This is a genomic window from Clostridium sp. FP2 (genome assembly GCF_011065955.2).
GTDB lineage: Bacteria > Bacillota > Clostridia > Clostridiales > Clostridiaceae > Clostridium_AD > Clostridium_AD tagluense.
On sequence record NZ_JAAMNI020000001.1, the window covers coordinates 404887 to 417448 of the forward strand.

General features: G+C 32.7%; 14 protein-coding genes. All 14 read left to right on the forward strand.

Annotated elements, in window-relative coordinates; translation table 11 throughout:
• Positions 1–4: 4 nt before the first annotated feature.
• Positions 5–685, forward strand: coding sequence for a F0F1 ATP synthase subunit A (locus G9F71_RS01940; protein WP_164950407.1), 681 nt, complete (start codon positions 5–7; stop codon positions 683–685).
• A 33-nt stretch (positions 686–718) separates the two neighbouring features.
• Complete coding sequence (atpE, locus tag G9F71_RS01945) at positions 719–964, forward strand: ATP synthase F0 subunit C (protein WP_164950408.1); 246 nt, start codon at positions 719–721, stop codon at positions 962–964.
• Positions 965–1030: 66 nt separating this feature from the next.
• Positions 1031–1510, forward strand: a complete 480-nt coding sequence (locus tag G9F71_RS01950) for a F0F1 ATP synthase subunit B (protein ID WP_164950452.1) — start codon at positions 1031–1033, stop codon at positions 1508–1510.
• Between the two features lies 1 nt (position 1511).
• Positions 1512–2045, forward strand: coding sequence for a F0F1 ATP synthase subunit delta (locus tag G9F71_RS01955; RefSeq protein ID WP_164950409.1), 534 nt, complete (start codon positions 1512–1514; stop codon positions 2043–2045).
• A 16-nt stretch (positions 2046–2061) separates the two neighbouring features.
• Positions 2062–3579, forward strand: a complete 1518-nt coding sequence (gene atpA / locus G9F71_RS01960; RefSeq protein ID WP_164950410.1) for a F0F1 ATP synthase subunit alpha — start codon at positions 2062–2064, stop codon at positions 3577–3579.
• A 94-nt stretch (positions 3580–3673) separates the two neighbouring features.
• A complete protein-coding gene (gene atpG / locus G9F71_RS01965) occupies positions 3674–4528 on the forward strand; it encodes an ATP synthase F1 subunit gamma (protein ID WP_164950411.1) in 855 nt (284 codons plus the stop codon).
• 15 nt (positions 4529–4543) lie between these two features.
• Positions 4544–5941, forward strand: a complete 1398-nt coding sequence (gene atpD / locus G9F71_RS01970) for a F0F1 ATP synthase subunit beta (protein ID WP_124997121.1) — start codon at positions 4544–4546, stop codon at positions 5939–5941.
• A 43-nt stretch (positions 5942–5984) separates the two neighbouring features.
• A complete protein-coding gene (locus G9F71_RS01975) occupies positions 5985–6383 on the forward strand; it encodes a F0F1 ATP synthase subunit epsilon (protein WP_164950412.1) in 399 nt (132 codons plus the stop codon).
• 294 nt (positions 6384–6677) lie between these two features.
• The gene (locus tag G9F71_RS01980; RefSeq protein ID WP_164950413.1) at positions 6678–7397 is read left to right on the forward strand and encodes a YwmB family TATA-box binding protein; all 720 of its coding nucleotides are present in this window, start codon (positions 6678–6680) and stop codon (positions 7395–7397) included.
• Between the two features lie 27 nt (positions 7398–7424).
• The gene (gene murA / locus G9F71_RS01985; protein ID WP_124997127.1) at positions 7425–8684 is read left to right on the forward strand and encodes a UDP-N-acetylglucosamine 1-carboxyvinyltransferase; all 1260 of its coding nucleotides are present in this window, start codon (positions 7425–7427) and stop codon (positions 8682–8684) included.
• 218 nt (positions 8685–8902) lie between these two features.
• Positions 8903–9946 (forward strand): stage II sporulation protein D, encoded by a 1044-nt coding sequence (spoIID, locus tag G9F71_RS01990; RefSeq protein WP_164950414.1) that lies wholly within the window; start codon positions 8903–8905, stop codon positions 9944–9946.
• Positions 9947–10176: 230 nt separating this feature from the next.
• Positions 10177–10956 carry a M23 family metallopeptidase gene (locus G9F71_RS01995; RefSeq protein ID WP_164950415.1) on the forward strand — a complete coding sequence of 260 codons (780 nt, stop codon included), beginning with the start codon at positions 10177–10179 and terminating at the stop codon, positions 10954–10956.
• A gap of 120 nt (positions 10957–11076) precedes the next feature.
• Positions 11077–11331, forward strand: a complete 255-nt coding sequence (gene spoIIID, locus G9F71_RS02000) for a sporulation transcriptional regulator SpoIIID (protein WP_164950416.1) — start codon at positions 11077–11079, stop codon at positions 11329–11331.
• A gap of 126 nt (positions 11332–11457) precedes the next feature.
• Positions 11458–12492, forward strand: coding sequence for a rod shape-determining protein (locus tag G9F71_RS02005; protein WP_164950417.1), 1035 nt, complete (start codon positions 11458–11460; stop codon positions 12490–12492).
• The last annotated feature ends 70 nt before the right edge of the window (positions 12493–12562 follow it).

Below are 12562 nucleotides of genomic sequence, written 5' to 3' on the forward strand. Positions count from 1 at the left end.
TTTAATGGATAAAGTAGTGCCGTTATTTCATATTAAATTCTTTGGGTACAGTATTGGGATTGTAGAAAGTATATTTGTTCAGTGGTGCATGATAGCTATAGTAGCTATATTATGTATATGCCTTACAAGAAACTTAAAAGTAATTCCTAATAAGAAGCAGAATATAATAGAAATAATTATGGATTTTATAAACAATCTTGTTAGAGATAATATGGGAGAAGAGTATATGGGGTTTGTACCTTATATAGCAACAATAGTAATTTTCTTGAGTATTCTAAATCTCACGGGACTGATAGGTGTTACACCTCCAACAGTGGATTATAGTGTAGCATTAGCATTAGCATTAATAACATTCGTTGTTGTTCAATGGTTTGCTATTAAAAAGATAGGCCTAGGACACTATTTTAAAGGATATGTTGAACCATATGCATTTATATTACCTATTAACCTAATAGAGAGAGTTATGTTACCAGTATCATTAAGCTTTCGATTATTTGGAAACATGACTGCAGGTGTTGTAATAATAGAATTGGCATATAGAAGTTTAGCTAGTTTAAATGGGTTTGCCCAATTAATTGTCCCAATACCATTACATTTTTATTTTGATTTGTTTGATGGAATTATTCAAATGGTTATTTTTGTTATGTTGACAATGGTTAATATAAAAGTCATAGCAGAACATTAAATCTAGTTTTAAAAAAATAAGGAGGAATTCAATATGAATAACATCGATCCAAAAGTACTTGTCACAGCGATGTCTGCAATAGGCGCAGGTCTTGCAGCAATAGGATGTATAGGAGGAGGAATAGGAACAGGTAATGCTGCGGCTAAAGCTGTAGAGGGTGTCGCAAGACAACCGGAAGCTAGGGGGTCTATAATTAGTACGTTAGTTATAGGTGCTGCTTTCTCAGAAGCTACAGCTATCTATGCATTCTTAATAGCATTAATTTTAGCATTTAAATAATATGGTACATATCAAAATGAAAAATTTTGAAATTAGGACTAAAGGGGGCTTTAATAGATTATGAATTTGAGCATAGATTTTTCTACAATTATATTCACTATAATAAATTTTATTTTATTGCTATATATCTTAAAGTACTTTTTTAGTAAGCCAGTAAATAAGATAATGGATGACAGGCAAAATGGAATAAATACATCTATTAAGAATGCTAAAGATAATGAAGAAAAAGCAGAAATTTCGAGAAAAGAAAAAGAAAGATTATTGCATGAGTCAAAGATAAAAGGAAGAGAAATAGTCGAGGAATACAAGGTTAATGCAGAAAATATTTCCCAGGATATTGTCGAAGACGCAAGAAAAGAAGCAAATCTAATTTTGGAAAGATCAAGAGTTGAAATTGAAAGAGAAAAAGAAAAAGCACAAAGTGAAATTAAAAAACAAGTTATAGATTTATCTTTAATATTGTCTGAAAAAGCTCTAGAGCAACATATAGATGAAAAAGAACATAGAAAATTGATTGAGGACTTTATATTTAAGGTAGGTAGCTAAAATGTATGAATATTTAGACAAAAGATACGCACTAGCACTATACACAGTTGCTGAGGAAAAAGGAAAAGTAGAAGAATATTTAAATGACCTCAGGGAAATTGTTTCACTTATGAAGAACGATGATGAGTTTCTTAAAGTTATTAAATATCCACAAATAAGTACTTCTGCAAAAAAGAAAATGTTTATAAATATTTTTAAGGGCAGAATTGATGAGGATCTTTTATCTTTTTTACTTATTCTTATAGAAAAAGATAGAATAATGTATACTGAAGAAAAGCTTAAAGAAATGGAAAAAATCCACTTAGAGCGTAACAATACCCTTCTGGTGGATGTTGTAACAGTAATACCTCTTGACGATTCTGAAAAAGAAAACTTACGAATGAAATTATTTAAAATGTATGATAAGAAGATTATCTTTCATGAAAAGCTAGATAAAAACATTATAGGTGGAGTATATATTAGGGTTGGCGATGACGTTATTGATGGTACAATAAAAAACAAATTAGACGAAATGAAAAAATTAATGTTTAAATAGGAATAGAGGTGAGTTTATGAATATAAAACCAGAAGAGATAACATCCATAATAAAGAAAGAAATAGAAAGATATGAAAAGAAAATTGACACTGTTGACTCAGGAACCATAATTCAAATAGGTGATGGGATTGCTAGAGTATATGGTTTGGATGATTGCATGGAAGGTGAACTTTTAGAGTTCCCAGGTGGAGTATATGGCATGGCTCTAAATCTAGAACAAGACAATGTGGGATGTGTGCTACTTGGAAGCGGAGAAGGTATCAAAGAAGGTGACGTAGTAAAGAGAAGTGGCAAAGTAGTTGAAGTTCCCGTTGGGGAAGCACTAATTGGAAGAGTTGTAGATTCTCTAGGTGTTCCAATAGATGGAAAGGGTCCGATTAAGACTACAGAGACAAGACCGGTAGAAGTAGAAGCCCCTGGAGTTATTGAAAGACAATCCGTTAAAGTACCTCTTCAAACAGGCATAAAAGCAATAGACTCTATGGTACCAATTGGGCGAGGACAAAGAGAGCTTATAATTGGGGATAGACAAACAGGTAAGACAGCCTTAACTATAGACACTATTTTAAATCAGAAGGGCAAAGATGTTGTATGTATATATGTTGCCATTGGTCAAAAACAATCTACTGTTGCACATATTGTTAATACGTTATCTGAAATGGGAGCCTTAGATTATACAATAGTTGTAGCATCAACAGCTTCTCATTCAGCACCACTTCAGTATTTGGCACCTTATGCTGGATGCAGCATGGGAGAATACTTTATGAACAAGGGCAGAGATGTATTAATAGTGTATGATGATTTATCTAAGCACGCGGTAGCTTATAGAGCTATGTCACTATTACTTCGTAGACCGCCAGGCAGAGAAGCATACCCAGGAGATGTATTCTATATTCATTCAAAATTATTAGAAAGAGCAGCAAAACTTTCAGATAAATTGGGTGGAGGATCATTAACTGCACTTCCTATAATAGAAACTCTAGCAGGAGACGTTACGGCTTATATACCAACTAATGTTATTTCCATAACAGATGGTCAAATATTTCTTGAGGCGGAACTCTTCCATTCAGGACAAAGACCCGCTGTTAATGCTGGAATATCTGTATCAAGAGTTGGTGGAAATGCTCAAATAAAAGCTATGAAACAAGTTACAGGAACTTTAAGGCTAGAACTTGCTCAATATAGGGAACTTGCAGCTTTTGCACAATTTGGTACGGATCTTGATAGCGATGCCAAAATGAGACTCGAAAAAGGAAAAAGATTAATTGAAATATTAAAGCAAGATCAATATATGCCAGTATCAGTAGAAAATCAAGTTATGATTTTCTTTGCAGGAGCAAATAATTATCTTATGGATATTCCAGTACATCAAGTAACCAGATTCGAAAATGAATTTTTGGAGTACATGGATACACATCATAGAGAAATAGGTAAGGCCATAGGAGATGTAAAAGAACTAAATGATAAAATAAAGCAACAACTTATTGATGCTATAGAAGAGTTTAAAAAAATATTTTCAATAGAAAAGTATTAATCACATTTCAAAAGGAAATACTTGATACACCACCTTTAGGTGATAATTAATTTGCCTTCATAATATATTTATGGAGGCGGAGGAGAGGTGAAACATGGCAGGTATGGGGCTTCTTGCAATTAAACGAAGAATAAAATCCATAACAAACACTACTAAAATCACCAGAGCCATGGGACTAGTCGCCACATCTAAATATAAAAAAATAAGGGAAAAAGTAGATACTAATAATAATTATCTTTATGCGCTTGAGGAAACTATTAAGCAAGTTAAAGAAAATTATGAAGAAGATAGTATCTATATGAGAGGAAATAATAACAGCAAAAAACTGTATGTTGTATTGACCTCAGACACAGGTCTCTGTGGCGGCTTTAATTGGTCAGTAGCAAATAAAATTATTGATAGCTTGAAAATTAGTAAAGAAGATTATAATATAATTATTGTAGGGCAAAAGGGACGAATTATATTTAAAAAGCTTAACATTGAAACGGTAGCTGAATACGTTGAAATTTCTGATCCACCTTCTGAAAAGGAAGCTGCTACTATTATTAATCATGCACTTAGTATGTATATAAGTGGTGAAGTGGGTGAAGTTTACATCGTTTATAAAAAGCTTGTTTCAGCGCTAAAAAATGAAGTTAAAATTGAAAAGCTACTTCCTCTAAATTTTGATAACAAAGATAACAGTAATAAAGCCTATGTAGACATTAGTGAAATAAATGAAAAAACATTTTATGAAATTATTTCTTTATTTCTAGGTGGCAAAATGCTTAATTCATTGCTACATTCAAAAGCTAGTGAGCACAGGGCTAGAATGGAGTCTATGGGATCAGCTACTAACAACGCTAATGATATACTTGATAAGCTTAATTTAAGTTATAATAGAATTAGACAAAGTGCAATTACACAAGAAATTGCAGAAATAGTTGGAGGAGCAGAAGCTCAAAGGTAAAAAGGAGAGAAGACAATGCCAGGACATATAGGAAAAGTCGTTCAAATAATAGGCCCTGTTATAGACATAAAGTTTGACTCAGATAGTCTTCCTAATATTTATAACAGCATTGAAATTCAGATGGAAGATAGAGTAGTTGTAGCTGAGGTTGAGCAACATATTGGTGACGATATTATACGAGCAGTAGCTATGGAAAGTACTGAAGGTTTAAGGAGAGGACTTGAGGCTCTTGACACAGGTAATCCAATAACAGTACCAGTTGGAAATGTAGTACTGGGAAGGCTGTTCAATGTTCTTGGAAAGCCTATGGATGAAATGGGAGACGTTAAAGTAGATACATATATGCCTATTCACAGATTAGCCCCAACTTTTGAGGAGCAGTCTGTTGAGCCTGAGGTGTTTGAAACAGGGATTAAGGTAATAGACTTAATAGCACCATATCAAAAAGGTGGAAAAATTGGTCTTTTTGGTGGAGCGGGAGTTGGGAAAACTGTCCTTATTCAAGAGCTTATGAATAATATTGCAAAAGAACATAATGGACTTTCGGTATTTACCGGAGTTGGTGAGAGAACTCGTGAAGGTAATGATCTTTATAATGAAATGAAAGAATCAGGAGTTATATCTAAAACAGCCTTAGTTTTTGGTCAGATGAATGAGCCACCTGGAGCTAGAATGAGAGTTGCATTAACTGGTCTTACAATGTCAGAGTATTTTAGAGATCATGGGCAAGATGTACTGTTATTCATAGACAATATATTTAGATTTACACAGGCTGGTTCAGAAGTATCTGCGCTACTGGGCAGAATACCAAGTGCTGTTGGTTATCAACCAACACTTGCGACAGAAATGGGAGAATTACAAGAACGAATTACCTCAACAAAGCAAGGTTCTATTACATCAGTTCAAGCTGTATATGTACCAGCAGACGATTTAACAGATCCTGCTCCGGCTACTACTTTCAGTCATCTTGATGCTACTACAGTGCTATCTCGAGGGATAGTTGAACTTGGAATTTATCCAGCAGTAGACCCACTAGAATCTACTTCAACAATGCTTGATCCTAGAATAATTGGTAGAGAACATTATGATGTTACAATAAAAGTTCGACATATTCTTGAAAGATATAAAGAACTTCAAGACATTATTGCAATATTAGGGCTAGATGAATTATCTGAGGAAGATAAAATAGTAGTATTAAGAGCAAGAAAAGTTCAAAGATTTTTATCGCAACCATTTACTGTAGCTGAGCAATTTACGGGAATGCAGGGTAAATTCGTACCTGTAAAAGAAACAGTAAGGGGATTCAAGGAAATTCTTGAAGGCAAGCATGACAAGTTACCAGAGGCAGCATTTATGTTTGTTGGAACTATAGAAGAAGCAATAGAAAAAGCAAAAACTATGGCTAGTGAATAAGATATTTTTAAGAATATATAGCTAGAAAGGTCAGTGTTTTTATATGGCAAAAAATATAAAACTAACTATACTTACTCCTGAAAAAGAGTTTTATAGTAGCGAAATCCTGAGGCTGAACACGGAAGGTGAGGATGGGAGATTTAGTATCCTTGCTGAGCATGTTCCTATAGTATCGACCTTAAAACCAACAGTTACAATATTTACAGATTTAGCTGGTAAAGAATTAAAAGTCTTTACATCAACAGGGATATTGAGAGTATATACGGGCAACGTAGAAATATTATGCAGTGCCTGTGAGTGGCCGGAAGATATAGATATTTTAAGAACAGAAAAGGCTAAGGAAAGAGCAGAAGAAAGATTACTTCATAAGGATGGAATTGATGTTAAAAGAGCAGAAAATGCTATATTAAGATCAATTATGAGAATGAAGACAAAAGAATAATAGATTACAAAATGGAGATATTAATTTATTTCCATTTTTTTTATGCTTAAAAATCTGGTTAAATTTTTTTTAGCACATTTTTATTGAAATTTTATATATTAGTAATATAGTGAATAGATTTGTAATAAAATAAATTGGTAAAATACCCCTACTAATATAATCAATGGAATAACCCTCTTCACATTTGTGCTGAGGGATGATTTTATTAATAGTAAAAATATTTAAAAACCATTATTTATAGAATAAAATAATAAATTATGGTCAACAATTTAATTGAAGGGTAGGGGGATTAAAATGAAAAGAAAAAGCATTGCACTTTTGTGTATAGTATTGTGCCGGATTATTTTACAGATTAACGTTATATCGTCCAATGCACAGGAGAAAGTTAATTTGTTTGATGAAATATTAGTACAAACTAAAGGCAAAACTGTAGAATACGGATTGAAAGCATCTTTTAAAACTGGGGAAGACCCAAAAACGGTTTGTAATTATTTAATTAAAAATTTACAATTTGACAATAGTGAAATAAAATCAAACAATTATGAAAATGAAGATTCATATTGTATAGAATTTTCAAATGGAAGTCTTAAGGGGTATATAGAAGCCTTAAAACACAATAATGAGAATGTTATAACAATAAGCATAAGCAAGATAGATAATCAAAATGGTTTAGAGTCTCTTAAAAATAAAATTAGTCATGCTATTCCCAGTAGAGGCGAAGATATTAAATACTTTCAATACTTGAAGGCGAAAATACTAGAGAGTAGTATAAGTGAATTCAATGAAGATACTTATGCTGTTAATAAAAGGATAATAAAAATTTTAAAATCTCATGGAACTTGTAATATTGAGACTGTAAATATAAACAACGGACTAAGTACTATAGCATATACAAAACAGTACGGTAGCATGGTAAACAATAACAAGCTAATTGATTTTAATTATGCTGTATGTAATTATTCATCTGGAAGGTACATTATTATAGGCACACCTGAAATAATTACAACTTATTAAAAACTAACAATATAATGGAGGAAAAAAATGGATAAATTAGTTATAAAAGGTGGGAAAAAATTACAAGGTGAAGTGAATATTAGCTCAGCTAAAAATTCAGTGCTTCCTATACTTGTAGCAACCATATTAAACGGTAATAATTGTACCATTGAAAATGCGCCTATGCTTGAAGATGTATTTGTAATTTGTGAAGTACTGAAATCTCTTAAAGCAAATGTTAGTATAGATAAAATAAATAATAAGGTGAAAATTAATACTGCTAACCTATTTGATAATGACGCTAACGATGAATTAGTAAGAAAAATGAGGGCATCTTTTTTAATAATGGGACCAATGCTTGGAAGGTTTGGAAATTTCAAAATATCACTACCTGGGGGATGCAATATTGGAACTAGACCGATTGATCTTCATCTAAAAGGATTATCTGCACTGGGAGCAGAGATATCAGTAGGACACGGGTACGTGGAAGCAAAAGCAAAGAAATTAAGAGGTAGCAATATATACTTAGATTATCCTTCAGTAGGTGCTACAGAAAATATAATGATGGCAGCAACACTTGCAGATGGCGAGACAGTAATAGGAAATGCGGCGGAAGAACCAGAAATTGTAGATTTAGCGAGGTTTTTAAGGGCTATGGGAGCACAGATAAGTGGCGAAGGAACAGACACTATAAGGATTCTAGGAGTTAAAGATTTTAAAGAAGTTGTTTATAAACCTATATATGACAGAATTGAAGCGGGGACATTTATGATAACCGCAGCGATTACCAAAAGTCTCATTAAAATTAATGGTGCTGATGGAGTCCATTTAAAACCAATAATAGCAAAGCTTACAGAAATGGGAGTTGCAATAGAAATAAATGAGAATAGCATAATAGTCGATGGAAGGAAAAAACTAAACCCCGTAGATATAAAAACTATGCCATACCCTGGATTTCCTACAGATATGCAAGCTCAGATGATGAGTTTATTATGTACTGTAAAAGGTACAAGTATAATTACAGAAACTATATTTGAAAATAGATTTATGCAAGCCGTAGAACTCAAGAGAATGGGAGCAAATATAAAAATAGATGGTAGAAGTGCGGTAATAGAAGGTGTCGACACGTTTACGGGTTCAGAGGTCACAGCTACAGATTTAAGAGCGGGAGCTGCATTAATCCTTGCAGGGCTTACTGCAGAGGGGGCAACTACAATAAGTGATATATATCATATCGATAGAGGGTATGTTTCTATTGAACAGAAATTAAAGGGGTTAGGTGCAGATATAGAAAGGGTGAGTTCTTAAAATAGTAGAGAAACCAAATTATAATGGGATATGCAGTTAATATTATAGTTTCAAAGGTGATAATTTAATATAAAATTTAGAGAATTGAGATATAAGTTATTAATATATTTCAATTCTTTTATTCATTAGAGAATTAGCGCCTTAAAAAAAAGTAATATTACTTATATTTATTTAATATGTATAAAGTGATATTTATTTTATAACGAGAGGAGAAAAGAATGAGAAGAGTTTTTATTACAGTACACTTGAAAAACTTTATTCTATTAAGTGTTGCATTTATTTCTTTTATAGTTATAGCTTCTGTGTTAATAGTGGGAGTAGGGGATAATAAAAGCTTAAATAAAAGTGAAAAGTATAAAATTAAATCAGAAGAATACAAAAACATTATTAAAAGTAGCTCAATTCCAAAAAATTATAAGATAAAAGTATTCATATCAAAGGAAAATACTATAAAAGAAATTGATTTAGAAGAATATATTACTGGAGTTGTTGCATCTGAAATGCCTGCAGAATTTGAGCTGGAAGCTTTAAAAGCTCAAGCAGTGGCATCTAGGACTTACGCTTTGGCTCATGTTACCGAATTAGGGGGAATACTATGTAAAAATGCTAATGGAGCAAATTTATGCGATACAGTCCATTGTCAAGCCTATATGAACAAAGAAGATCGCATAAAGTTATGGGTTAAGGATGGTAGAAAATATTGGGATAAGATTGAAACAGCGGTTAAATGTACACAAGGTCAAGTTCTAACCTATAACAATAGCTTGGTAATGGAGCCTTATTATTTTGCAACTAGCAGTGGTAAAACGGAAAACTCAGAAGAGGTATTTAGCAATAAGATACCTTATTTAAGGAGTGTAAAAAGCGGAGGTGAAGAAGGAGCACCAAAGTTTAAGAGTAGTAAAATTTTTGGGTACAATGAGCTAAGTCAGATTATAAATAACAATTACAGTAATGCTAAGTTGACTTCGGCTAGCATAAAAAAGCAAATAGTAATAATTGATAGAACCAAGGCAGGAAGTGTTAAAAATATCAAAACAGGTAATGTAACTATGACAGGCAGTAAATTTAGAACTATGCTAGGCCTGAATTCATCAAATTTTGAAATAGTGTTTAATTTAAAAGGTGTAGAAATAGATTGCACTGGTTATGGCCATGGGGTAGGAATGAGCCAATGGGGTGCGGATGCTATGGCTAAGGAAGGCAATAACTATACTCAAATATTAAATCATTATTACATTGGAACGGTTATATCCAAATAAAAATTATACTGATAAGTTAGTTATCCTTTTTACAAAGATAACTGGCTTAATTTTTTTTGGATAAACTTATAATATTAAAAAATAAAGAATGTTAAATATAGACTATATTTCAACATATAGAAGGTAAATTTGAAAAAATAAAATAAAAATGTTAAATAAGTGCAAAAAAAATTTATAAAATATGTATGTTTTAATACAATATGGACAAAAATACAAATGGAGGTGTTTGTATGGATAACAAAGCAAACAATAAGACATTAAATTTTTTTAAGAAAGAGGGCTTCTATGTAGTTTTATTTATTTGTTTATGTATAGTAGCAACAGTAGCAACTATAACGGCAGGTAATAATAAAAAACTTTCAAGTAAGCAAGCAGCAATTCAAAAGGAACAAGCAAATGCAGGAGACGTTCTGAAAGAGCAAGAAAAACAATATCAAGACGCTCTTCAAGTAAAAAAAGAAAATTTGGCTAAGACTGAGGGGCTTAAACCAGTACCTAATATTAAAAAGGTTACAACTGGAAATTTAACTGCGCCAGTTTCTAAATCAGTTAATGCTATATTTGAAAAACCTGTAGCTAATGGACTCTTAGCAAGAGCATATTCAAAAGATATTGATCCAGTTGTGTGGAAGACCGATGGAAGCTATAGAACTAACTTAGGTATTGATATTAAGGCAAATATAGGTGAGCCAGTAATAGCCGTTATGGACGGAATAGTTAAAGAAGTTGGAACTGACTTAGCTAAGCAAAAGGGTAAGATGGTTATAATAGATCATGGAAATGGCTTTATTACTAAATATTCCAATTTGGAAGAAAAAATATTAGTAAAGATAAATGATAAAGTCACCAAAAAACAGAAAATTGGTTCTGTAGGAAACACTAGTTTAAACTCATATAAAGAAGACTATGGATCACATCTACATTTTGAAGTTTTGCAAAGTAGTAAGAACATTGATCCTGCTAGATATGTAAAATATGAGAAATATCAACCGGTAGTAATGAAACAATAACCAAAAGCCATATCAATTAGTCATTTTTCCGAAATATATGGCAAAATGACTAATTGGAATGGAATTTAAAATGGAGTTAATGCATATTTATAAATAGAGAAGGGTCAAGGAGGTAACACTTTGAAAGACTATATTGAAGATCGAGTACTAGAAGTTGCTAAGTATATTATTGAGTCAAAAGCTACAATAAGAAGAACTGCCAAAGTGTTTGGAGTTAGCAAAAGTACTATACACAAGGATATGACGGAAAGATTGCCTACAATAAATCCTCAAATTGCCAGCCAGGCAAAAATAATTTTGGACTTAAATAAATCTGAAAGGCATATTAGGGGAGGAAGAGCAACAAGACTTAAATATAAGGCAGTAGAAGGATAAAAACATTTCAAGCAAAAACAAAAAAATATTAAAGCTAAAAAAAGAGGGTTTTTTTATGGCTTTATAGAATAGAGTTTAGTATAATTTAAATAATGAATATACTAAAGAGCAGGAGTGAGTTTTGAGATGTTTTTTTTTAGAATGGGTACAGACATGGGAATAGATTTAGGTACAGCAACAGTGCTTGTATATATCAAGGGAAAGGGTGTTATCTTAAAAGAGCCGTCTGTTGTTGCCATAGATAGAAATAACAATAAGGTATTGGCAGTAGGAGAAGAAGCGAGGCAGATGATAGGAAGGACACCAGGCAATATTGTGGCCATACGTCCTATGAGGGATGGCGTTATTTCAGATTATGATATAACAGAAAAAATGTTGAAGCATTTTATTAGTAAGGCTTGTGGTAAAAGAAAGCTGTCAGCTCCAAGAGTTGTCATATGCGTTCCTTGCGAGGCAACTGAGGTAGAACGAAGAGCGGTACAAGATGCAGCTAGAAATGCTGGAGCTAAGAAGGTTTATCTTATAGAGGAGCCACTAGCGGCTGCAATCGGAGCAGGACTTGATATTACTCGCGCAAGTGGTAATATGGTTATTGATATTGGTGGAGGGACTACAGATGTTGCAGTTATTTCTTTAGGCGGCATGGTTGTACATGAATCAATTAAAGTAGCTGGAGATAAGTTTGATGACGATATTATAAAGTATATAAGGCGAAAACATAAGCTAATGATTGGTGAGAGAACTGCGGAAAATTTAAAAATCAATATAGGCTGTGCTTATAAACAAGATGAAGAGACTACAATGGAAATAAGAGGAAGAGATTTAATCACAGGACTTCCTAAAAACTTACAAGTAACCTCGGAAGAAATGCGAGAAGCTTTAAAAGAGGCTGTGAATTCAATAGCAGAATGCACGCATTCAGTGTTAGAAAAAACGCCACCAGAGCTTTCAGCCGATATAGCTGACAAGGGTATAATTATGACTGGTGGAGGTTCACTGTTAAAAGGACTAGATAAACTTATACAAGAGATCACTAAGGTCCCGGTATACCTTGCTGAGGATCCCGTTTCATGCGTAGCACTGGGAACAGGTAAAGTATTGGAATATATGGATAACCTAGATAGTTCATTTAATGGTGGAGAAAAATATTTAGCAGACTAAAAAGTGTAAACAAGCTATATGAATAAGCAATACAATTAAACTTAATAATTGTATTGCTTATTTTTTTGTT